The organism is Amycolatopsis sp. cg13, from assembly GCF_041346965.1.
Taxonomy (GTDB): domain Bacteria; phylum Actinomycetota; class Actinomycetes; order Mycobacteriales; family Pseudonocardiaceae; genus Amycolatopsis.
Map to the genome: position 1 here is coordinate 2684479 of NZ_CP166848.1, position 22067 is coordinate 2706545.

A 22067-nucleotide genomic window follows, 5' to 3' on the forward strand; every position below is an offset into this window, starting at 1 on the left:
AAATCGGCTAAGCTGCTGTCAATGGACGACCCGCTCCCGCGCCAGGCGACCGCCGACGACCTCCGCGCGCTCGCCCACCCGCTGAGCTGGCGGATTCTCCGGCTGTGCCTGGACACCGCGCGGACGAACCAGCAGCTGGCGAAGCGGCTCGAAGAGTCGCCGGCGACCGTGCTGCGCCGGGTGCACGCGCTCGCGGAAGCCGGATTCCTCGTCGCCGAACCGGCTCGCCGGAGCGACCTCGGCGCCTGGGAACGCCCCTACCGGACGACGCGGCGAACCTGGCACCTCGACCTCGACCAGGCGGGCGATCCCGCGCTGACCGCCCGCGTCGAACTCGCCACCTTGGACGCGCACCGCGCCGAAATGATCGAAAGCGACCCCGCGTCGATCCAGCAGACCCGGCGCGGCGTGGTCCGGCTCAGCGACGAGGCAGCGGCAGAGCTGCAGTCGCGATTGGACGCACTGCTGGACGAGTTCGTCGCGCGCGAGGAGCCGACCGGGCGCAGGCATTCGTTCCTGTGGAGCGTGGTCGAACGGCCCGAGGCCGCCGAGGACTGACCGCACCGCTTGAGTGAGGTTTTTCAGCAGCGCACGGGGTTCTCAGCGGATCTGGCCACGATGCCGAAGTACGTGAGGGGAACTCTGAGGGAATCTGATTCCCTCAGGGTTCCCCTCACGTACTTTTCGGGGGGAACGGCCCATTGTGACGCGCTTCACGTCCGTTTTGCCTGATTACCGGGACCGCCCGCGAAGCCATGCTTCAGCTCCGAACCCCAACGTGAGGAGCTCACATGACCGACGGCGAAACCTTCCCGATGGCGAGGGCGGCGGACTGCCCCTTCTCCCCCGCGCCCGGATTGACGAACCGGGCACCGGTGTCGCGGGTGCGGCTGTGGGACGGCAGCGAGCCGTGGCTGATCACCCGGTATGCCGATGTCCGTGCGGTGCTCGCGGATCCGCGCGTCAGCGTCGACGTCGCGCAGCCCGGTTTCCCGCACACCAATGCGGTCAGCAAGGCGCGCGACGCGCAGATGAAAACGTTGATGCAGATGGATCCTCCGGAGCACACCGCGCAGCGACGCATCCTGGCTCCGGAATTCACCGTCCGGAAAATGGCGGCGCTGCGGCCGCGGATCCAGCAGCTGGTCGACGATCTCCTCGATCGGATGCTCGCCGGACCGAACCCGGCCGATCTGGTCGAGGCGTTCGCGATGCCGCTCCCCTCGCTGGTGATCTGCGAACTGCTCGGCGTCCCCTACGCGGATCGCGATTTCTTCCAGGGCGTGGCCCGCACCCTCGTCATGGACGACCCCGACCCGGCGCGCGCGGTGGCCGCCAGCGAGGAGCTGAACGCGTATCTGGAGGACCTCGTCGCTGCGAAAGCCGCGAAACCGGACGATGATTTGCTGAGCAAGCTCGCCGTCGAACAACGCGAGGCGATGACCCCGAACGAGATCGCCGTGCTGGGTCAACTTCTGCTGGTGGCAGGTCACGACACCACCGCTGCCATGATCGCGTTGGGCACGGCAGTGCTGGTGACGCACCGCGAGCAGTTCCACGACGCGTCAGCCGATCCGGTGGAAGAACTGTTGCGGTACCTGTCGATCACGCACACCGAGGCGCGGCGCGTGGCGTTGGCGGATCTGGAGATCGGCGGGCAGCTGATCCGCGCGGGCGAGGGCATCGTCGCGGCGAAGAGCACCGCGAACCGGGATCCGCTGGCCTTCCCGGATCCCGACCGGGTCGATATCCGCCGGTCCGCGCGCCATCACGTCGCGTTCGGCTACGGACGGCATCTCTGCCTCGGCGCGCCGCTGGCCAGGGCGGAGCTGGAGATCGCGTACGCCACGTTGCGCCGGCGGGTGCCGACGTTGGAGCTGGCTGTGCCGCTGGATCGGTTGGAGTTCAAGGAGAACGCGATCTTCTACTCGGTGCGCGAACTGCCCGTCAGGTGGGCAAGCACGTTGACGACGGTGCCGCCCGGATCCTCGACGAAAAACCGCCGCACGCCCCAGGATTCGTCGGTGAGCGGATAGACGACGCGCAGCCCGCGCCGGACCGCTTCGGCGTGGGCTCGCTCGACCGCCTCGGGTTCGCCGAGGTCAATACCCAATCGCGGCAAGGGATCGGTGCTGCCGGGCGGAAGGACGAGCACCTGGGCGGCCGGGTCGTCGCCGCTGCGGAGGCCAAGAACGGGATCGTCCATGGCGACGTCGAGTCCGAGCACGTTGACGTAGAAGTCGCGGGTCGCGGCGTCGTCGGAGCCTTCGACGTAGGCGATGATGCGGTTGATCACCCGGTCAGCGTCGCAGATCGGTGCGCTGGGGGGCTTGGAGAAATGAGAGCTAGCTGCCGGCGGAGTAGGCGATGCGGCGGTGCCGTCCGGGGCGCTGGACTCGCCAATGCCGTCCGCGCGACGACGACCGGCCGGAGCCGCGAGCCGCCAGCGCCAGGTTTCGCGCGGCGAACTGCTCGGCGGTGATGCTCATCAGGACCGGGTATTTGATCTCCCCGCGCAGCAACTCCTCGTCGCGGAGCCGCGCCGCCTCGCGAAAGCCCAGCTCGCCGTGCAGCGACAACGACGCGAAGTTGCTCCCGTTGACGCTCACCTCGCACGCCCGGTACCGGCACCGCTCGAACATGAACGCCAGCAGCAGCGCGACGGCGTCGGCGGCGTAACCGCAGCGGCGGTGCTGCGGGCCGATCCCGACGCCGTAGCTGAACCGGCCGGAGTACGGGTCCGTTTCGACCCAGACGGAGCCGACCAGCGTCCGGTTGTGCAGCGTCTCGATCGCGAAGTGGAACCCGTCCGGCGAGGCGTGCCCGCGGTGCGTCGCCCAGTGCCGGTAGCCGCCGACCTGGGGATCCCGGACGCGCACGGAGTCCCGGTCGAATCCGGCGAGGGTGCGCTGGTCGCCGGGGCGGACCTCGCGCAGCCGCACTTTCCGCCCGACCTCGTCGACCCGCCACGGGGCGACGGCGCCGGACCCGGACCGCCGAGACACATTCGTGATCATCGGGAGTGATGGTACCGGTCCGGGCTCCGGCGGCTGTCAGGAGAATCCCCGATCGGTTCCGGGACCTGTCACTCTTCGCAGTTTCCCTTCGTCGGAACGGGTTTGTTCGGATCGAACTGCCCCGGCTCCGGCGTCACCGAGGGACCGGTGAAGTACGGATCGGCGAACGCGGGAGCGAGCAGGCGCTTCTTGGCGGCGACGCATGACGCGGCGGTGGTGTACCCGCCGGACTCGTCCAGCCACAGGCCGCGGCTGCCGGGTGCCCAGCCCGTGCCGCTGCGCATGACGTAGTCGTCGTCGGTCCGTACGAACGGCTCCAGGTCGGCCGGGCCCTCGATCACGTGGCTGCCGGGGTCGAAGGCGTAAGCCACCACGTACGAGACGTGCAGGTCCAACTCCCCGGCTTTGCCCGGCCGCACGGTCATCTTCCCCGTCATCCTCGGCTGCACGGGCAGCAGGTGGTAACCGTCCTCGAGGTAGATCAGGTATTCCTGCGGGTTGGCGTGGAGATCCGCCCGGGAGTCCGGCGCGAACAGCCCGATGTAGCCGTCCGGGTGGTGCCCCTCCAGGACGTCCTTGTCGAACTGCGCGACCTCGACCGCGTGCTTGACCTGTTCCTGCGCGTCGCCGACCTGCTTCGCGGAGAACGAGTCGACCTTCGCCGGAGCCGGGACGGTCAGCCCGGCGATGCCCTCGGGCCAGTTCTGCGCCGGCGTGTTGTCGAACGGCCGCCGCAGGTCGACGTGCCCGGAGTCGGGAAGGTCGGTCGGCGCGGGCGCGGTGGTGGTCGGCGTGAGCACGGCCGGGCTGCTCCCGGCGATCTCCTCCGGGGCCGTCCCCTGCTTCCACAGGTAAAACCCGGCCGCCGCCACGACGATCACCACCGCGGCCACGATGGTCACCAGCCTGCGCCGCCGCGCCCGTCGCCGGTCGCGGCGCAGGCCGGTCCAGGCTTCTTTCTCGGCATGCCGCTGCCAATCCGGATCCATCAGGTCCGGGTGGCTTTCGATGTTGTGGTCGTCCACTCGCTCCGCCTGTCTCGTCGATCTCGCATCGAAAGATCGACAGCCGGGAGCAGGCGTTACGACCGGCGGGCCTTCGCAATCATTTCGGAATCCAGGCCGGGCATTAAATCAATTTGCACGGAATGTCGGCATTTTCGTCGAGGTGATACGAAGCGCACACGCGGTGGTAACCGTCCGCGATCACCAGGTCTTCGGCGGTCGCGAAACCGGGGTGGCCGTGGCCGCGGACGAGCAGGACCGGCGAGAGCGCCTTGCCGTCCTTGACCTTGTCGAGGTCCTTGGCGACGTGCGCGTTGTCCTCGGGCAGGAGCTTCAATCTGCTCGCGCGGAGGATGTCCTTGGCTTTGCGGTGCGTCAGGTCCGCTTCCTTCAGCTGATCGACCAGCTTCGTCGCGATCTCCTCGGCCGCGATCAGGGTGAGATAGTCGAATGCTGCCGGATAATCGTGATCGTCCGGTTCGTCTTTCCAGTGCTCTTTCATGACGCCTCCCTCGATTCGTCGGTTCGTTCTTTGACCGCACGGGATGCGGCCCAAGCGGTCACCGCGACGCTGATGAGCGCCGCGGCGAGAATCGCCCCGCCCTCGCCCGGAGCGAGCAATTGTTCGCGCGTGCCGATCGTGACCGCCGCGACCGGCACGCCCAGCTGCGCGCCCGCGAGCACAGCCAGCGGCAACGGCTGGCCCAGCAGCCGCGTCGCACCGTGGACCACGACCGAACCGGCCGCGATCAGCACCGCCAGCACGAGCATCACCGGATGCTGGCCGAGCGCACGCAAATCGAGCGATGCCCCCAGCCACACGAAAAACACCGGCCCGAGAAACCCGTCCGTCACCGCGAACAGCTGCCGCGCGAGCCGCCGCGGCTCCCCCACCGCGGCCAGCGCGAGCCCGGCGACGAACCCCGCCAGCATCACCGACACCCCGACCAGCTGAGCCAGCCCCGCGAGTCCGAAAAGGACAATCAACGCGATCCGGAGCTCGAGGCCGAAGTGCCGGGACTTGCTGAGATCGTGCGCTTTGTCGACGAGGCCGCGGGCTTGCAGCCAGCGCAGCACCACGAACCACACCGCTCCGGCCGCGATGACCGCGAGCGCCCCCAGCGCCGCCCGCCCGGCCTTTTCCGGCGCGGCGGCCAGCGGAAGCGCCACGATGCACGCCGTGTCCGCGATCGCGACCTGCACGATCAAGGCGAGCGCGGGCGGTGTGGCGAGTTTCGTTTCGTCCAGCACCGGCATCACGAGCGCCGCGGAACTGGACGCGAGGAGCACGGCGTACAGCAGCCCGTGCCCGGTGCCGACGAGCGCCGCCACGCCAAACCCGGCAGGCACGGACAACACGCCCACCAACGCGGCCAACAGCGCCCCGCGCCCGGCGGCGACCCGCAACGCCGCATCCCGCAACGGCACGTGACTGCCTGCCACCAGCATCACCAGCGCGAACCCGGCGGAGGCTACGTACGAGAGGATCGGGTCGTCGGCCTTCACCCAGCCGAGCCCGGTGCGGCCGACTGCCACTCCGAGCAGAATCTCGCCGACGACGATGGGGATGCGGGCGCGTTTCGGGGTGGCCAGGAGCGGTCCGGCCAGCCCGGCGAGGAGGACTACGGCCATCGCGAACAGGGTCATCAGCGCGCCTCCTCCCCGGTGGGCCTTGGGTATTGTCGCCCGCTCCGGCGGCCCGGACTACTCCCGTCACCTGGATGCGGTGCGAGAACCCCGCCGCACGAAGCGGCCAGCGGGCCCGGGAGCCAGGCTTGCGGTACGTGAGGGGAACCCTCACGTACCCTGATTCCCTGAGGGTTCCCCTCACGGCACCTGAGGCGGCGACTCCGCGCACACCGCTGAAACCCCGGCCGCGAACCGTCAGCGGCGGATCAATCCCTGTTCCTTCCCCGCCGCCACCGCCGCGGTCCGGGAATCCACCCCGAGTTTCGTGTAAATGTGCACCAGATGCGATTTCACCGTCGCCTGGCTCAAAAACAGCCGTTTGCTGATCTCCAGATTCGACAACCCGTCCGCGACCAGACCCAGCACCTCGATCTCCCGGGGCGACAAAGCGGCCGCGGGAGTGCGCATGCGGGTCATCAGCCGATGCGCGACCGCGGGAGCCAGGACGGTCTGTCCAGTGGCCGCGTTCCGCACTGCGGCGGCGAGGTCCTCCGGCGGGGCGTCCTTCAGCAAATACCCGGTCGCACCTGCTTCGATGGCGGCCAGGATGTCGCCGTCGGTGTCGTACGTCGTCAGGACCAGGACTTTCGGCGCGTCCGGCGAAGCAGTAATCGCCGCAGTGGCTTCGGAGCCGTGCATTCCGGAGCCGAATTGCAGGTCCATCAGCACGACGTCCACCTCGGCAGCCAAGCGCACGGCTTCCTCGGCGGAGGAGGCTTCGGCGACCACTTCCAGGTCCGGCTCGGTCTCCAGGACGGCGCGCAAACCGGCGCGGACCACGGGGTGGTCGTCGGCCAGCAGGAGGCGGATCATCGCGGGTCCACGGGGAAGCTGACGGCTAACGCGGTGCCGTTGCCCGGGGAGGATTCCACTGTCCACGAGCCACCGAGAGACCGGGCGCGGGCGCGCATCGCGGGCAGGCCGAAGCCGCTGCCGCCGCGTACTTCTTGCGGGTCGAAGCCGATGCCGTCGTCCACAGCGTCCAGGGTGACGCTCGTGTCCATATAGCTCAAGGTCAACTCGGCGCGGCTGGCTGCGGCATGCAGGACAGTGTTGGCCAACGCGGACTGGGCGATGCGCAGCAAGGCGACCTCGTATGCGGTCGGCACGTCGAACGGGGTGCCGCTGAGGTGGAAGTGGACGGTCAGGCCGGAACGCTGCGCCGTGGTCGTGCAGAGGCGTTCCAGGGCGGCGGGCAGGGAAGCGCCTTCCAGCTCAACGGGAGCCAGTGCGTAGACGAGGCGGCGGGCTTCGGTGAGGTTGTCTTGGGCGGCTTGCCGGGCCTGCGTCACGTGCGGGACGGCGGCGTCGGGACGCTCGGGCAGGGCTCGTTCGGCGGCGCGGAGCAGCAGGTGGATGCTCGAAAGGCCCTGCGCGAGGGTGTCGTGGATTTCCCGGGCGAGGCGTTCGCGTTCGGCCAGGACGCCTGCGGAGTGTTCCATCGCGGCGAGGTCGTTGCGGGTCTCGCGCAGTTCCTCGATGAGGTGCCGCCGCTGTTCGCTTTCGCGGTAGAGCGCCTGGTAGCCGAGCACGGTGGCGATCGCGACCGCGGCACCCAACGCTGGGCCGATGATCACGCCGACGCTGAATCCGCCTTGGTGGCGCGTGAAACCGGCGATCGCGAGGACCGTGGTGAGCGCGACGACGGCCGGGCCCCAGCGGGTCGGCAGCAGGTGCATTTGCAGGAAGTACAGCGGGAAAGCCAGCCACACCCCGTCCGGCGTGAGCCACAGCAGCACTAGCCACGCGACGCCCAGCACGGCCAGCCATCCGGCGGTCGCGACCGGCAACCGGCCGACGCGGGGCAGCAGCGGGCCCGCGGTGTAGACGCCGCCCATCACCAGCGCGCCCGCGAGCACCGCGGGCGCGTTCGCCGCGCCGTCGGAGAACGCGCGCGCGACGGCGAGCACCAAGAGCCCGGCCAGCAGGAGGTGCAGGCAGACGCGCAGCACGCGCAACGGCCGGTCGAGGGTGTGCGGGTTCACCAAAAATCCTCCTGCGGTCGATTGTCCGTGCTCCGCCGGGAATCCGCATCAATCGAAAGGTTGAGCGGCGAGTGCGTCCATCGATTCCGGGGAGGCCATCCGCGGCGCGATGTCCCCGCGTCCACTCAGGACGAGGCTGGAAGGCACACCGAGAAGGAAGGTACGCACATGTTCGTCGCGTGGCGGGATCTGCGCTTCGCCAAGGGGCGGTTCGCGCTGATGGGGACCGTCGTCGTGCTGATGACGTTGCTGGTCGGGCTGCTGTCCGGACTCACCGCGGGGCTGGCCGCGCAGAGCACGTCCGCGATCACCGGGTTGAAGGCCGACCATCTGGTCTTCGCCGAACCCGGCAGCGGATCGCTCTCGTTTGGACAGTCCACAGTGACTCGAGAACAGGCCGGCCAGTACGCCCGTGTTCCGGGGGTGACCAGCGCGGAGCCGATCGCGATCAGCACGGCCAGCGCGGCGGTCGGCGAGCGTACCGCGACGCTGGCGGCGTTCGGGGTCCAAAATCAAAGCCCGGGCACGGTCGTGTTGTCCACGGGTGCGGCGGACGCGTTGAAGGCGCACGAAGGCGACCAGCTCACCCTGCAAGGCCAGAAAGTCACCGTGGCCGCCATCAACGGAGACGCGTCGTACAGCCATCTCCCGGTCGTGTGGACGCACCTCGTCGGTCCAAACGCGACAGTGCTCGCGGTGACCACCGACAAGTCCGCCGACCTCGCGGCAGCGGACGCACGCCTCGGCACCCGTACCGTCACAAAGGACGACTCGTTGTCCGCGATCGGCTCCTACTCAGCGGAAAACGGCTCGCTCCAGCTGATGCGCGGCTTCCTGTTCGTGATCTCCGCGCTGGTGATCGGCGCGTTCTTCACCGTCTGGACGATCCAGCGCAGCCGTGACATCGCGGTGCTGAAGGCGCTCGGCGCGACCACGAAGTACCTGCTCCGGGACGCGCTCGGCCAGGTCGTCGTACTGCTGGTCGGCGGAACGGCGCTCGGGACCGGGCTCGCCGCCGCGCTCGGAGCGGTCGCGTCGGGAACGGTGCCGTTCGTGCTCAGCGTGGGCACGCTACTCGGCCCAGCCGCGGTGCTGGTGGTCCTCGGCGTGCTCGGCGCCGCGCTGGCGGTCCGCCGCATCACCTCCGTCGACCCGCTGACCGCCCTCACCTCCGGAGCGCACTGATGAGCCTGCACCTGTCCGGCATCACCCTCACCTACCCCGACGGCGATTCCCGCCTCACCGCCCTCGACCAGGTCGACCTCCACGTGCCCGCCGGGAGCGTCGCCGCGGTGGTCGGACCGTCCGGGTCCGGCAAATCGAGCCTGCTGGCCGTCGCCGCGACGCTCATCCGGCCCGATCGCGGCCGCGTGGTCGTCGGCGGCGTCGACACCACCGATCTGGACCGGGCCGCGCTCGCGGAACTGCGGCGCACCAAGATCGGGATTGTGTTCCAGCAACCGAATCTGCTCGCGTCGCTCACCGCGATGGAACAGCTGGAAGTCATGGCGCACCTGAGCGGAACCCCGCGCGGCGCGGCGGCAAAACGCGCGAAGGAGCTGCTCGACGCCGTCGGGCTCGCCGATCGTGCGACGCACCGGCCGGGACGGCTTTCCGGCGGGCAGCAGCAGCGGGTGAACATCGCGCGCGCCTTGATGAACGAGCCCGCGGTGCTGCTGGTCGACGAGCCGACGAGCGCGCTGGACTCCGACCGCGGCGCGGCGGTCGTCGATCTGCTCACTACGATCACGCACCAACAGGCGACGGCAACCGTACTGGTCACCCACGACCGCTCCCACCTCGAAGGGGTCGACTCGGTGCACGAGGTCGTCGACGGACGGATCCACCAGCCGGCCCGGGCCGGAGCCGAGGAGAACCGATGACGAAGAAGATCTACTGGGCCGCCGCGATCTACACGATCCTCGGCCTGCTCGGCGGGCTGTACTACCGCGAGCTGACCAAGGCGAAGAACTTCACCGGCGACACCCAGCTGTCCATTGTGCACACCCACCTGCTCGCGCTCGGCACGCTCGTGTTCCTCATCGTCCTGGTGCTGGACAAGGTGTTCACGCTGTCGGCGACGAGGTCGTTCGCGCCGTTCTTCTGGATCTACCACGCCGGGATGCTCGTCACGGTCGGCGGGATGGTCGTGCACGGCACGCTCACCGTGCTGGGCAAGGAATCCGGAGCGGCGATCGCCGGAATCGCCGGGCTGGGGCACATCCTGCTCACTGTCGCGTTTGTACTGTTGTTCGTCGGCCTGCACGCCCGCATCTGGAAGCCCGCCGAGTCAAAGGCGTGACGTGAGGGGAACCCTGAGGGAATCAGATTCCCTCAGGGTTCCCCTCACGGCTTTACCGGCGGCGGAAGGTCACAGCCGCTAGGCCAGCACCCACCAGGGCGATCACGGCCGAGCCTGCGAACGCGACCGAGTAGCCGTTCGTCAACGCCGCCGGGTCACCGAGCGCACCCGCGCCGGAAGCGGCCGCCAGGGCGGTCATCACGGCCAGCCCCAACGCCGAGCCCACCTGGTAGCCGGTGTTCACGATCCCCGACGCGAGCCCGCCTTCCTCCGGCCGGGCCGCGGAAATCGCCGTGCTGAGCGACGGGATGAACGCCAGCGACATCCCCAGCGCCGCGACGAGCGAGGCGGGCAGGACGTCCACCCAGAAGGTGCCGTCCGCCCGCACCAGCGCGAGCCAGCCCAGCCCGGCCGCCAGCAACAGCAGCCCGGCGACGATCGGCGGCTTCGAACCGAACCGCCCGATCACTCGCGGGGCCAAGGCGATCATGCCCAGCATGATCAGCGCGGTCATCGGCAGCAGCGCGGCACCCGCCGGGAAGGCCCGGAAGCCGAGCACCTGCTGCAGGTAGAGGTTCAGGAAGAACCACATCGGAATCCACGCCGCGCCAAGGAAAACCTGCGCCAGGTTAGCCGCGCCGAGCCGCGGGGCACGGAAGATCGACAGCCGCATCAGCGGAGTGCGGGCTTTCGCCTGCCGGACAACGAAAACCGCGAGCAGCGCGAGACCGGCGCCGAGCGCGATCCAGGTGGCCGCCCAGCCCGCTTCCGGAGCACGGACGATCCCGTACACCAGCGTCCCCAGGCCGAGCGTGACGGTCAGCGCGCCGAAAACGTCAACCGTGCCACGGGTTCCGGCCGCTCCCCCAGGCAGGACGGCGCGGGTGGCGAACAGCGCGAGCACCGCGATGGGCACGTTGAGGTAGAACACCCACGGCCACGACAGGTACTCCGTGATCACGCCGCCGAGGAACACCCCAGCGGTACCGCCCGCCGGTGCCGCCGCGCCATACAGCGCAAGGGCTTTCGTGAGTTCCTTCGGGTTGCTGCCGAAAAGCATCATCAACAGCGTCAGCGCGGAAGGGGCGATGAGCGCGGCTCCCGCGCCCTGCACGATCCGGCCGGCGAGTTCGACCGGAACGTTGCCGGCCGCTCCGGCGAGCACCGAACCAGCCAGCAGAATCGCCCATCCGGCGGCGAAAAGCTTTCTGGCGCCGAACAAATCCGATAGTCGCCCGCCGAGCAGCAGCAGGCCGCCGAAGGCGATCACGTAGGCGTTGAAGACCCAGGACAGCGTGCTGGGCGTGAATCCGAGGGCGTCCCGCATGCGCGGCAGCGCGACGCCGATGATCGAAGTATCCATGATCACCATGAACTGGGCCAGGGCGATCAGTCCGAGCGCCCACCAGCGGAGCGTGTTCGGCCGGGTTTCTTGTGCGGTAGTCATTTCTCTTTCCCTTCAAGGTGAACGGCAGCACGGCATAGAGCTGCTCAGGCCGCGTCGAGGACGAAGGCGGCGGTGCGCACGACTCCCTCGGCCTGGAAGTCCAGGTACAGCAGGTACCGGCCGGTCGTCGGAGCCTCGGCGTGGAAGCGGATCTCCGGTCCGGGCTTCCCGTCGTCGAGCGCGTGGATGTGCAGGTAGGCGAGGTCGCCCTGGCGCAACGCGACCAGGTGGCCGAACGAACCCAGATACGGCTCCAGGTCAGTGACCGGCTGTCCGTCGCGGGTCACGCGGGCGGTCAGCAGCGTTCCGGCACCGGCCGCGAGCGTGCCTTCAAGGGTCACTTCGTAGTTGTCGACGACGCTGGTAGCGGCCGGTTCCGCGGCCTGCGGCTGGTAGTCGCCGGCGACCTCGACCGTCCGCGACAGCGTGACGCTCTCGCCACCCGCCGGAGTCAGGTCGGTGAAGACGCGGTAAGTGCCTGCCGCTTCCCAAGCCCACGGGATCGTCCAGACGCCGGTTTCCGGGTCGAGCACCGGATGGCGGTGCCGGAAATGCGCGCCGTCGTTGCGAACCACGATCAGGTGTAACTGCTTGCCGTGCGCCTCCTCGTATTTGGTTACCGGCTGTCCGTCGGCGGTGGCGACGGTGAACGACAGCTCGCCGTCCTCCCCCGCCGTCGCCGGGGCGTGCACCACGCCGAGCTGGACTTCGCCGGTCGAAAGTGCGGTGCCGTTGACGTTCATCGGTTTCTCCTTCGCTCGTTCTCGACGGCACGAACTTTATACCCCCTGGGGGTATTTAGACGTGTGTCCTGGGTCTCCTTTCGGGCGACGCCGACCCTTGTCTCGCGCTGAGCCCGGCGTTACGCTTCGTCGACGGCGGTGCGCCCGTACCGCCCGTTCCGTTCGCTCTCGAGGAGGTGCGCGATGCTTCTGACCTCCGGTCAGCTCGCCGACCTCCGTCAGCGCACGCGCCAGTCCGCTTGGAACAAGGGGCGCGTCGCGCACGGCTGGCCAACGCGCCGCTGAGCGGTCTCCCCCGCTCGGCATGCGCTCGCGCACGGGCAAGAGTCCCGGTGCCGCGAACTCCCCCACGGCCCCCCTGACCTGCGCCGATGCGGCGTGTCGGCGGCCGTGGCCCCAGCCGAGAAAAGACGAGAGGAACTCCGATGGTCGACCCCGAGGTGACCGTCAACGGGAAACGCACCGCGATCGGCGCCGTTCCCGTGCACACCACGGCACTGGACTGGCTCCGCGGACAGGGCCTGACCAGCTGCAAGGAGGGCTGCGCCGAAGGCGAATGCGGCGCGTGCGCGATCCTGGTCGCGCGCCCCGGCGTCGAATCGCCGACGGACCTGGTCGCGATCAACGCGTGCCTCGCCCCGGTCGGTTCGCTGGACGGGCAGGAGGTGTGGACGGCCGAGGGTCTCGGGTCCGCTGAGGACTTGCACCCGGTGCAGCACGAAATGGCCGTGCGCGGCGGATCCCAGTGCGGGTACTGCACTCCCGGGTTCGTCTGCAGCATGGCCGCCGAGTACTACCGCGGCGACCGCGCCGCGACCGGCGACGACCACGCGCCGAACGGTTTCGACATCCACGCGCTGAGCGGAAACCTCTGCCGCTGCACCGGATACCGGCCGATCCGCGATGCCGCGCACGCGCTCGGCGCTCCCCCGGCGTCGGACCCGCTGGCGCAGCGGCGGGCCTGCAGCGCGCCGGAACCCGTTGCGACCCAACTGCATGGCGACGGACGGGATTACCTCCGGCCAGCCAGCTGGGCCGAAGCGCTGCAGCTGCGCCACGACCGTCCTAACGCGACCTTCGTGGCCGGGTCGACCGACTGGGGCGTCGAGGTGAACATCCGCGGCGTCCGGGCGGACTGCGTCGTCGCCATCGATCGCGTGCCCGAACTGCAGACGCTGGACATCGGCGCGGAGACGATCGAAATCGGGGCCGGGCTGAGCCTCACCGAAATGGACCGCCGCCTCGACGGCCGGGTGCCGCTCCTGCGCCAGCTGATCCCGCAGTTCGCATCACGATTGATCCGGAATGCCGCGACACTCGGCGGAAACCTTGGTACCGGTTCGCCGATCGGTGACTCCGCACCAGTGCTGCTGGCCCTCGGCGCGAGCGTTGTCCTGTCCTCTGTAGACGGAGACCGCGAGGTGCCGCTCGACGAGTACTTCACCGGCTACCGGCAGAGCGTCCGGCGGGATGACGAGCTGATCCGGTCCGTGCGGATTCCCTTGCCGCTGGCCGGAACCACGGCGTTCCACAAGGTCGCCAAACGGCGGTTCGACGACATTTCCAGCGTCGCCGTCGCGTTCGCGCTCGACATCGAAGACGGTCTCGTGCGCACCGCGCAGATCGGGCTCGGCGGGGTTGCCGCGACACCGATTCGCGCGCACGACACCGAAGCGGCGCTCGTCGGACAGTCCTGGAACGAGGAAACCGTCCGCGCCGCCGCGGAAATCCTGCGCGGCGAGGGAACGCCGATGGACGACCACCGAGCGAGCGCCGCTTACCGCGCCGCGACTTTGGGTCGCAGCCTGCTGAAACTCCACGCCGACTCCCTGGAGGGGGCACGAGCATGAGCGCATTGTCCGAACGCCCGGAAAGCCCGTCCATCGGGATCGCCCGGCCGCACGAGGCCGCCGCGGCGCACGTCCGGGGCACCGCGCTGTACACCGACGACCTCGTCGCCCGTACCAAAGACGTCCTGCACGCATACCCCGTACAGGTAAACGAGGCGCATGCCAAGGTGCTCGCGATCCGCACCGAAGCGGCCGAAGCCGTACCCGGCGTGGTTCGCGTTCTCACCGCGGCGGATGTCCCTGGGGTCAACGATTCCGGGGTGCACCACGACGAACCGCTGTTCCCGTCCGAGGTGATGTTCTTCGGCCACGCGGTGGCCTGGGTGCTCGGCGAAACGCTGGAAGCGGCGCGGCTGGGCGCGGCGGCCGTCGAGGTGGACACCGAAGCGCTGCCGTCGCTGGTGACAGTCGGCGAGGCGATCGCCGCAGGCAGTTTCCAGGGCGAGCCGCGAGTGGTGGCGCGCGGGGACGTCGACCCGGCGATGGCCGGTTCAGCGCATGTTTTCCGCGGCGAGTTCGACTTCGCCGGCCAGGAGCACTTCTACCTCGAAACCCAGTGCGCGCTGGCGCACGTGGACGAGTCCGACCAGATTTTCGTGCAGAGCAGCACGCAGCATCCGTCGGAAACGCAGGACATCGTGGCGCACGTGCTGGGCAAGCACAGCCACGAGGTCACCGTGCAGAGCCTGCGGATGGGCGGCGGCTTCGGCGGCAAGGAATGGCAGCCGCACGGCTACGCCGCGGTCGCCGCGCTCGGCGCGACGCTCACCGGACGTCCGGTGCGGCTGCGGCTGACCCGCACCCAGGACATGACGATGACCGGCAAACGGCACGGTTTCCACGCCGAATGGAGCGTCGGCTTCGACTCCGACGGCAAGCTGCAGGCGCTGGACGTCGTGCTGACCGCGGACGGCGGCTGGAGCCTCGACCTGTCCGAACCGGTGCTCGCCCGCGCGCTGTGCCACGTCGACAACGCGTACTGGATTCCGCACGTCCGCGCGATGGGGCGGATCGCGAAGACGAACAAGACGTCGCAGACCGCCTTCCGCGGATTCGGCGGGCCGCAAGGCATGCTGGTGATCGAGGACATCCTCGGCCGCTGCGCGCCAATGCTCGGCATCGACCCGACTGAGCTGCGGCGGCGCAACTTCTACACCGAAGGCCAGGACACGCCGTACGGGATGCCGGTGCGGCACCCGGAACGCATCCACCGGATCTGGCAGCAACTGCTCGACTCGGGCGACGCGGAAAGTCGGCAGGCCGAGATCGCCGCGTACAACGCGAAGCATCCGCATTCCAAGCGCGGCCTCGCGATCACGCCGGTGAAGTTCGGGATTTCCTTCAACCTCACCGCGTTCAACCAGGCCGGCGCACTGGTGCACGTGTACAAGGACGGTTCGGTCCTGATCAACCACGGCGGCACCGAAATGGGTCAGGGCCTGCACACGAAGATGCTGCAGGTGGCCGCGACCGCGCTGGGTGTGCCGCCGGAGAAGGTGCGCCTCGCCCCGACCCGGACCGACAAGGTGCCGAACACCTCGGCCACCGCGGCGAGTTCGGGCGCGGACCTCAACGGCGGCGCGGTCAAGAACGCCTGCGAGCAGATCCGCGACCGGCTTATCCCGGTCGCGGCGGGCAAGCTCGGTGTGCCGGAAAGCGACGTCCGGATCGTCCGCGGTGCCGCGCGCACTCCGTCCGGCGAGGAAATCGGCTGGGACGAACTCGTGCACGCGGCCTACTTCGACCGGGTGCACCTGTCGGCCGCCGGGTACTACCGGACCGAGGGCCTGAGCTGGGATTCCGCCACGATGAGCGGCACCCCGTTCAAGTATTTCGCCTACGGCGCGGCGCTGGCCGAGGTCGAGGTGGACGACTTCACCGGCGCGTACCGGACGCGGCGGGTCGACATCGTGCACGACGTCGGCGACAGCCTGTCCCCGTTGATCGACATCGGCCAGATCGAGGGCGGCTTCGTGCAGGGCATGGGCTGGCTGACGCTGGAAGACCTGCGCTGGGACGAATCCGACCGGCCCTCGCGCGGACGGCTCGCGACCCAGGCGGCGAGCACGTACAAGCTGCCGAGCTTTTCGGAGATGCCGGAGGAATTCAACGTCACGCTGCTGACCGACGCCGCGGAAGAAGGCGCGGTCTACGGGTCGAAGGCGGTCGGCGAACCGCCGTTGATGCTGGCCTTCGCGGTGCGGGAAGCGCTGCGGCAGGCGGTCGCCGCGTTCGGCGAGCCCGGGCACAGCGTCGACCTGGCTTCCCCGGCGACGCCGGAGGCCGTGTTCTGGGCGATCGACCGCGCCGTCACGGCCGCTCCGGTGGTCGAGGCGCCGGTACCGGACCTGGTGGGCCAGCCATGAACTGGATCAGCGCGGTGCAGCACCTGCGGGACGCGGGGCTGCCGGGCGTGCTCGTCACGGTGACGTCCTCGCGCGGGCACACCCCACGCGAGGGCGGCGCGAAAATGGTGGTCGGCCCTTCGGAAACCCACGGCACGATCGGCGGCGGCAACGCCGAGGCCGTCGCGATCGAGCGGGCCCGGGAACTGTTGCGGGACAACGCGACCGCGCCGGAGCTGCAGACGCTTTCGTTGTCCGACAAGGCTCCTTACCAGCATGGCGTGCAATGCTGCGGAGGGACGATGACGCTGCTGTTCGAACCGCTGCCGGTGCGTCCGGCGGTGGCGGTCTTCGGGGTCGGGCACGTCGGCCTGGAGCTGGCGCGGGTGCTCGCCCGGCACGAGGTTTCGCTGCATCTGATCGACAGCCGGCCGGCGCAGCTGACCGAGGAACGATTGGCTGTGCTCGACGACGCAGTGGCGAGCGTGCACGTCCACCAGGTCCCGCTGCTGCCGGAAACGGTGCTGTCGGAGCTGCCCGCGGGCACGCACGCGCTGATCATGACGCACGACCACGCCGAAGACATCGCGCTGTGCGACGCGGCTCTGCGCAGCGGGACGTGCGGGTCGATCGGGCTGATCGGGTCCGCCGGGAAGTGGTCGCGGTTCCGGAAGCGGCTGACCGACCTCGGCCACGACGAGGCGGCGCTGTCCCGGATCACGACGCCGATCGGGCTGCCGGACCTGACCGGCAAGGAACCGGCGGTGATCGCGGTGAGCGTCGCGGCGGCGTTGCTGCAGAAGTTCCAGGCGCGCGTCCGGCCGGGTGCGCTTCAGCCGTAAATCGCTTGCCTGCCCCCGGGAGCGCGACTGGGATACGGTTGAGACACCGTCAGCTCCCGGGGGACTTCTGCGATGGAAATTCGGCACGACAACGACTACGACCTGTACTTCAGCACCGTCCAAGCCGCCTTCGGACGTTACTGGCCGGAGTCGGCGGGCAGCGGCGTCCTCGGCGCTTACGAGAAGGAACGGAGCCTGATCGCCTTCGCGCCGGACGGGAAGCCGGTCGGCACCACCGGTGCGTACTCCTTCGACCTCACGCTGCCGGGCGACGTGGTTGCGCCGACCGCTGGCGTGACTGCCGTTGGCGTGCTGCCGACGCATCGGCGGCAAGGCGTGCTTCGCGCGATGATGCAGGAACAACTCGCCGACGTTCGTGCCCGTGGGGAGTTTCTGTCCGTCCTGCTCTGCAGTGAAGCGGTCATCTACCGGCGGTTCGGCTACGGACCGGCGACGTACACGGAGCAGCTGACGGTCGAGCGGCACCGCACCTCCTTCGCCGCTCCGCGCGGGGCTGGCGTCGAGACCGGCTCTGTTGAGTTGCTGCGGCGGGTCGACTGTGGGGAGCTTCTGGAGGAGATCTACGACCGGTACCGCCGCACGCAGCCTGGTGCGCTGTCGAGGCCGCATCGCTGGTGGGCGCTGGGCGCGGGCCACCCGCCGACCGGACCGGAGCCGCGCTACCTCGCCGTGCACCGGGACGCGGAAGGCGTCGCGAACGGATATGCGAGCTACCTGGTCACCGACGCCACCCTGACGGTCGACGAGGTCATCGCGGCCGACGACGCGGGATTCACCGCGCTCACGCAGTTCCTGCTCGGGCACGACCTGGTCAAGAAGATCGAGTTCAAGCACCTCCCGCCGGGGAACCCGCTGCGCTGGCAGCTGGCGGACCTGCGCGCGGCCGAGCCGAGGGAGACGGACTGGCTGTGGGTGCGGATCCTGGACGTCCCGCGCGCACTGACCGCCCGCGGCTGGTTCACGGACGGTTCGCTGGTCCTCGACGTCACCGACCCGTTCCTGGACCAGGACGGCCGGTATTTGCTGACGGTGCGGGACGGGAAAGCCGAGTGCGTGCGGACGGACCTCGCGCCTGACCTGTCGCTGGATGTCAGCGATCTGGGGTCGATCTACCTCGGCGGAACGTTGCCGAGTGTGCTGGTCCGGGCTGGGCATGTCCGGGCGCACAGCAGAGAAGTCGCCGGGCTCGCCGATCTGCTATTCCGGTCCGATCGTGCGCCGCACTGCGTGCACTGGTTTTAAGCCAGCACCTCAGCCGCCAACCGACGGGCATAGGCGGCGTCGAGACCGTCCGGACGGAAGAGGATCCGGTACATGATCGGCGCCACCACCCGGTCCATCACCGCCTCCGCCGACGGGGCCGCTTCGCCGCGGGCCGCCGCCCTGGCCAGGACTACTTCGACCTGGTCAGCGGCGTACGCCGAGCACTGTCCGGCGTTGCTTCCGTCCGGGTCGCCGAGCAGCGCGTCACGGATGTAGGCCCGGCCGGCGGGCGAGGACATCTCGTCCAGGAACAGTTCGGTCCACGCCGCCAGGTCCTCGGCCAGCGAACCGTGGTCCTCCGGCGGTGCATCCGGGCGCAGCCGCTCGACCGCGACGTCCGACAGGAGTTCCTGCAGGTCTCCCCAGCGCCGGTAGACCGTCGACGGCGTGACGCCCGCTCGCGCCGCGACCTGGGGCACGGTCAGCGCGTCCCGGCCCGATTCGGCGATCAAGTCGCGGACGGCGGCGTGCACCGATTCCTGGACTCGCGCACTGCGCCCGCCCGGACGCACCATCCGCTTCTGGCTCACCTTGCCACTCTAAGCCGCGTCCGTTCCAAGGCGTGGCCGGTCCGCAGCAGCACCGGTTCGCCGTGCGGCCGGGCGATCAGTTGCAGGCCGATCGGCATCCCGTCGGGGTCGTCGCCGATCGGGAGGGTTAACGCTGGTGCGCCGGTGATGTTCGCGGGGGCCGACAGCCGCACGTACGCGTCTGAGACCGCTTCGACGGTGCCGTCGGACCAGGTGACTGTCTCCTGTCCGGCTGGGACGGCGGTCATCGGGACGGTCGGCGCGGCGAGGACGTCGATCTGCTCGAACAGCCGCGTCCATTCCTCGCGCATGAGGGTGCGGGCGCGTTGAGCGCGCAGGTAGTCCCCCGCGCTCATCAGCTCGCCGGCTTCGAGCAGGACGCGGACGTCGGCGGCGTACTGGTCGGGCACGGTCCGCAGGCTTCGTTCGTGGTACGCCGTGGCTTCGGGGACCATCAAGCCCCACTGCGTCGCCTGGAGGTAGCGGGTCATCGGGATTTCGACGTCGACCAGTTCGGCGCCGAGTTCGGCGAGGTGGTCGATGGCTTCGCGGACCGCGGCTTCTACTACCGGGTCGATGCGGTCGAAGTAGTAGTTGCCGGGGACTCCCACGCGTAGTCCGGTCAAGTCCTCGCGGGTCGGGAATGATTGTCCAATGAGGACGGACAACACCAAAGCGGCGTCCTCCACAGTGCGGGTGATCGGGCCGACGTGGTCCAGCGACCAGGACAGCGACGTCACGCCGTTCCGCGGGATGAGGCCGTAAGTCGGTTTGAGGCCGACGACTCCGTTCAGCGCGGCGGGGACGCGGATCGAGCCGCCGGTGTCCGTGCCCAGTGCGAACGTCGCGGCACCGGCGGCGACGGCTACTGCTGAGCCGCCGCTGGATCCCCCGGCCACGCGGGACGGGTTGCGGGCGTTGTGCGTCTGCGGAGTGGTGAGGCCGTACGCGAATTCGTGCGTGTGGGTTTTGCCGAGGAGGACCGCTCCGGCCGTCTTGAGCTGGGCGGCGACGGTGCTGTCCTTTTCGGCGCGATGTCCGGCGCGGACCTGGGAACTGGCGGTGGTCGCGGTTCCGGCCACGTCGATCAGATCCTTCAGGCCCATGGGAATGCCGTGCAGCGGGCCGCGAATCTGGCCGAGTTCCGCGGCTTGGGCGCGGGCTCGGTCGGCCTCCACTGCGACATAGGCGTTCAGGCGGGGTTCCACCTCGTCGATGCGGGTCAGGACGTCCTCGACCAACTCTGTCGGCGAGACACGCCGGGTCCGGATCGCGGCGGAGGCTTCGGCGAGCGTGAGGTCAGCCAGCGACACGGACGTCCTCCTCCACGCGATAGGTGGAAGCCGGTGCGGTGTCGCCGAATTCCAGATCGCGCAGGACAGATACCACCGAGTGGATGTGGTTCGCCACGGCGGCCACGCTGGTGTGCCGGGCCGCATCGAGGGGCAGTCCGGCACGGGCGGCCAGGCGGGCGGCCTCGTCGGGGGCAAGTTCGGACACAGGTCCTCCTAAAAGCTAAGTGTTTGCTTTAAGCGACGGTAGCCAGTAGCGTCGCTTAACGCAAACATGTTGCGTTAAGGAGGACCTGTGACCTGGACCATCGGCGACCTCACCGTTCACCGAATCGACGAGATCGAACTGCCCGCCGCTACTGGCGCGTGGTTGCTTCCCGCCGCGAACGACGAGATCCGGCTGCACAGCCACAGTTTCGCGTTCGAGAAGGACGGGATGAAGATCCTCGTGGACACCGGCATCGGCAACGGGAAGACCCGCGCCAACCCGGCGTGGCACGACCTCGACACCGGATACCTGGACGCGCTGACCGCCGCCGGGTTCGCGCCGGACGAGGTGGACCTGGTGCTGCTCACCCACCTGCACACCGACCACGTCGGCTGGAACACCCGCGAGCAGGACGGCGAGTGGGTGCCGACGTTCGCCTCCGCCCGGCACGTCACCTCCCGCGCCGAGCGGGAGTTCTGGGCAGGCTACGAGATGGACGGACCGCGGCGGCAGATGTTCGAGGATTCCGTGCTCCCAGTGGAGCGTGCGGGGCTGCTCGACCTGGTCGACGTTCCTGCCGACGGCGTGGAAATCGTGTCCGGCGTGCGATTGCTGCCGACGCCCGGCCACACCCCGGGGCACGTCTCGATCGAGCTGACCAGCTCCGGCGAAACCGCGCTGATCACCGGGGACGCGGTGCACCATCCGGTGCAGTTCGCACACCCGGAGATCGGCGCTTCCGTGGACATCGACCCGGCGGAATCCGAGAAGACCCGCCGTCGTCTCCTGGCCGGGCTAGCCGATTCGGGCGCTCTCGTGCTGGGCACGCACTTCGCCCCGCCCACCGGCGGCCGCCTCGTCTCCCACGGCCCCGGCTACCGGCTCGCGGAACGGCCGTGAAGGACTCCTTGAGGGAATCTGATTCCCTCAAGGAGTCCTTCACGGCCCTCAGGACAGTTGTGCGGGCAAGCGTGCGACAGCCTCGCTGATGGCGGCATCGAAGGCGTCGGCGAGCGAGTCCGGGGTGATTTCGGTGCTGTATACGACGATCGACCGGCCCGGGTCGATCTCCAGCACATCCACAGTGCCGAGGTGCGCGGTGATCGGAAGATCCCCTCCGGTCACCCGGTACTGCAGCCGCCGTCGGGCCGGGTCATGCGTGACAACGGCTTCTTCCAGGACTGAGCCGTCTCCCAGGACCACAGTGCGGTGCTGAGTATCGCCGGTGGAGGACTTCATCGACGGGAACCAATCGGCGACGGACGCGACGTCGCCGATCACCTGCCACACCGCGTCGGCGGGGGCGTCGAGCAGGACGTGGGAGCGAAGGGTGGCCATCAGCTGTCCGAGAAGAGCTTGCCCGCCCGCGCCCAGTTCGCGGTGTCGACGTCGGTGAACACGATGCCGACCGATTCCGGGGCGCAGTTTCCGATGCGGCAGATCTCGCGGGTCAGCACCTCGGCCAGCTCGCGTTTCTGCTCGGCGGTGCGACCGGGGAACCAGTCGATCTGAACGTGCGGCATGGAGAA

Annotated in this window: 24 protein-coding genes; 10 read left to right on the forward strand and 14 right to left on the reverse strand. The window is 69.3% G+C overall.

Annotated elements, in window-relative coordinates; genetic code table 11:
- Positions 1–21 precede the first annotated feature (21 nt).
- Together AB5I40_RS12020 and AB5I40_RS12025 are read left to right on the forward strand one after the other, a co-directional pair.
- Positions 22–558 (forward strand): helix-turn-helix domain-containing protein, encoded by a 537-nt coding sequence (locus tag AB5I40_RS12020; protein ID WP_370938566.1) that lies wholly within the window; start codon positions 22–24, stop codon positions 556–558.
- Positions 559–791: 233 nt separating this feature from the next.
- Positions 792–2036 carry a cytochrome P450 gene (locus tag AB5I40_RS12025; RefSeq protein WP_370938567.1) on the forward strand — a complete coding sequence of 415 codons (1245 nt, stop codon included), beginning with the start codon at positions 792–794 and terminating at the stop codon, positions 2034–2036.
- Here the strand turns inward: AB5I40_RS12025 and AB5I40_RS12030 are convergent.
- The 7 genes from AB5I40_RS12030 to AB5I40_RS12060 all read right to left on the reverse strand — a co-directional run bounded on the left by AB5I40_RS12030 (position 1925) and on the right by AB5I40_RS12060 (position 7695).
- The gene (locus tag AB5I40_RS12030) at positions 1925–2296 is read right to left on the reverse strand and encodes a VOC family protein (RefSeq protein WP_370938569.1); all 372 of its coding nucleotides are present in this window, start codon (positions 2294–2296) and stop codon (positions 1925–1927) included. The two genes, AB5I40_RS12025 and AB5I40_RS12030, sit on opposite strands and share 112 nt — an antisense overlap.
- Before the next feature lie 49 nt (positions 2297–2345).
- On the reverse strand, positions 2346–2942 hold the full coding sequence (locus AB5I40_RS12035) for a GNAT family N-acetyltransferase (RefSeq protein WP_370940499.1): 597 nt from the start codon (positions 2940–2942) through the stop codon (positions 2346–2348).
- A gap of 143 nt (positions 2943–3085) precedes the next feature.
- Positions 3086–4042 carry a hypothetical protein gene (locus tag AB5I40_RS12040; protein ID WP_370938570.1) on the reverse strand — a complete coding sequence of 319 codons (957 nt, stop codon included), beginning with the start codon at positions 4040–4042 and terminating at the stop codon, positions 3086–3088.
- 103 nt (positions 4043–4145) lie between these two features.
- Positions 4146–4523, reverse strand: coding sequence for a hypothetical protein (locus AB5I40_RS12045; protein ID WP_370938571.1), 378 nt, complete (start codon positions 4521–4523; stop codon positions 4146–4148).
- Positions 4520–5668: a cation:proton antiporter gene (locus AB5I40_RS12050; RefSeq protein WP_370938572.1), complete on the reverse strand. Its 1149-nt coding sequence runs from the start codon at positions 5666–5668 to the stop codon at positions 4520–4522. The genes AB5I40_RS12045 and AB5I40_RS12050 overlap by 4 nt, the downstream gene beginning before the upstream one ends.
- A 237-nt stretch (positions 5669–5905) precedes the next feature.
- The gene (locus AB5I40_RS12055; protein ID WP_370938573.1) at positions 5906–6523 is read right to left on the reverse strand and encodes a response regulator; all 618 of its coding nucleotides are present in this window, start codon (positions 6521–6523) and stop codon (positions 5906–5908) included.
- Positions 6520–7695 (reverse strand): sensor histidine kinase, encoded by a 1176-nt coding sequence (locus AB5I40_RS12060; RefSeq protein WP_370938575.1) that lies wholly within the window; start codon positions 7693–7695, stop codon positions 6520–6522. The genes AB5I40_RS12055 and AB5I40_RS12060 overlap by 4 nt, the downstream gene beginning before the upstream one ends.
- Positions 7696–7863: 168 nt before the next feature.
- On the opposite strand from AB5I40_RS12060, the gene AB5I40_RS12065 reads away from it, so the two are divergent.
- Genes AB5I40_RS12065 through AB5I40_RS12075 form a run of 3 tightly spaced genes read left to right on the forward strand, consistent with a single transcriptional unit; the run spans position 7864 to position 9997 of the window.
- On the forward strand, positions 7864–8880 hold the full coding sequence (locus AB5I40_RS12065) for an ABC transporter permease (protein ID WP_370938576.1): 1017 nt from the start codon (positions 7864–7866) through the stop codon (positions 8878–8880).
- Positions 8880–9578 carry an ABC transporter ATP-binding protein gene (locus AB5I40_RS12070; protein WP_370938578.1) on the forward strand — a complete coding sequence of 233 codons (699 nt, stop codon included), beginning with the start codon at positions 8880–8882 and terminating at the stop codon, positions 9576–9578. Before AB5I40_RS12065 ends, AB5I40_RS12070 begins: the two co-directional genes overlap by 1 nt.
- On the forward strand, positions 9575–9997 hold the full coding sequence (locus AB5I40_RS12075; protein WP_370938580.1) for a DUF2871 domain-containing protein: 423 nt from the start codon (positions 9575–9577) through the stop codon (positions 9995–9997). The genes AB5I40_RS12070 and AB5I40_RS12075 overlap by 4 nt, the downstream gene beginning before the upstream one ends.
- Before the next feature lie 52 nt (positions 9998–10049).
- On the opposite strand, the gene AB5I40_RS12080 is transcribed toward AB5I40_RS12075, so the two are convergent.
- Together AB5I40_RS12080 and AB5I40_RS12085 are read right to left on the reverse strand one after the other, a co-directional pair.
- Complete coding sequence (locus tag AB5I40_RS12080; RefSeq protein WP_370938581.1) at positions 10050–11444, reverse strand: MFS transporter; 1395 nt, start codon at positions 11442–11444, stop codon at positions 10050–10052.
- Between the two features lie 44 nt (positions 11445–11488).
- Positions 11489–12187, reverse strand: a complete 699-nt coding sequence (locus AB5I40_RS12085) for a hypothetical protein (RefSeq protein ID WP_370938582.1) — start codon at positions 12185–12187, stop codon at positions 11489–11491.
- A gap of 425 nt (positions 12188–12612) precedes the next feature.
- Here AB5I40_RS12085 and AB5I40_RS12090 point away from each other — a divergent pair, with 425 nt between their 5' ends.
- The 4 genes from AB5I40_RS12090 (at position 12613) to AB5I40_RS12105 (ending at position 18487) form a co-directional block, all read left to right on the forward strand.
- Complete coding sequence (locus tag AB5I40_RS12090) at positions 12613–14037, forward strand: xanthine dehydrogenase small subunit (RefSeq protein ID WP_370938583.1); 1425 nt, start codon at positions 12613–12615, stop codon at positions 14035–14037.
- On the forward strand, positions 14034–16403 hold the full coding sequence (gene xdhB / locus AB5I40_RS12095; protein WP_370938584.1) for a xanthine dehydrogenase molybdopterin binding subunit: 2370 nt from the start codon (positions 14034–14036) through the stop codon (positions 16401–16403). Before AB5I40_RS12090 ends, xdhB begins: the two co-directional genes overlap by 4 nt.
- Complete coding sequence (xdhC, locus tag AB5I40_RS12100; protein WP_370938585.1) at positions 16400–17224, forward strand: xanthine dehydrogenase accessory protein XdhC; 825 nt, start codon at positions 16400–16402, stop codon at positions 17222–17224. Before xdhB ends, xdhC begins: the two co-directional genes overlap by 4 nt.
- 72 nt (positions 17225–17296) lie before the next feature.
- On the forward strand, positions 17297–18487 hold the full coding sequence (locus AB5I40_RS12105; protein ID WP_370938587.1) for a GNAT family N-acetyltransferase: 1191 nt from the start codon (positions 17297–17299) through the stop codon (positions 18485–18487).
- Here AB5I40_RS12105 and AB5I40_RS12110 read toward each other — a convergent pair.
- The 3 genes from AB5I40_RS12110 to AB5I40_RS12120 are packed head-to-tail and all read right to left on the reverse strand — an operon-like array spanning position 18484 to position 20538.
- On the reverse strand, positions 18484–19038 hold the full coding sequence (locus AB5I40_RS12110) for a TetR/AcrR family transcriptional regulator (protein ID WP_370938588.1): 555 nt from the start codon (positions 19036–19038) through the stop codon (positions 18484–18486). The genes AB5I40_RS12105 and AB5I40_RS12110 overlap by 4 nt on opposite strands.
- Complete coding sequence (locus AB5I40_RS12115; protein WP_370938590.1) at positions 19035–20351, reverse strand: amidase; 1317 nt, start codon at positions 20349–20351, stop codon at positions 19035–19037. The genes AB5I40_RS12110 and AB5I40_RS12115 overlap by 4 nt, the downstream gene beginning before the upstream one ends.
- The gene (locus AB5I40_RS12120; RefSeq protein ID WP_370938591.1) at positions 20338–20538 is read right to left on the reverse strand and encodes a hypothetical protein; all 201 of its coding nucleotides are present in this window, start codon (positions 20536–20538) and stop codon (positions 20338–20340) included. The genes AB5I40_RS12115 and AB5I40_RS12120 overlap by 14 nt, the downstream gene beginning before the upstream one ends.
- 87 nt (positions 20539–20625) lie before the next feature.
- On the opposite strand from AB5I40_RS12120, the gene AB5I40_RS12125 reads away from it, so the two are divergent.
- Positions 20626–21438: an MBL fold metallo-hydrolase gene (locus AB5I40_RS12125; protein ID WP_370938592.1), complete on the forward strand. Its 813-nt coding sequence runs from the start codon at positions 20626–20628 to the stop codon at positions 21436–21438.
- A 48-nt stretch (positions 21439–21486) separates the two neighbouring features.
- Here AB5I40_RS12125 and AB5I40_RS12130 read toward each other — a convergent pair whose 3' ends face one another.
- Both AB5I40_RS12130 and AB5I40_RS12135 read right to left on the reverse strand, forming a co-directional pair.
- Positions 21487–21876: an SRPBCC family protein gene (locus AB5I40_RS12130; RefSeq protein WP_370938593.1), complete on the reverse strand. Its 390-nt coding sequence runs from the start codon at positions 21874–21876 to the stop codon at positions 21487–21489.
- Complete coding sequence (locus AB5I40_RS12135) at positions 21876–22061, reverse strand: tautomerase family protein (RefSeq protein ID WP_370938595.1); 186 nt, start codon at positions 22059–22061, stop codon at positions 21876–21878. The genes AB5I40_RS12130 and AB5I40_RS12135 overlap by 1 nt, the downstream gene beginning before the upstream one ends.
- Between the last annotated feature and the right edge of the window lie 6 nt (positions 22062–22067).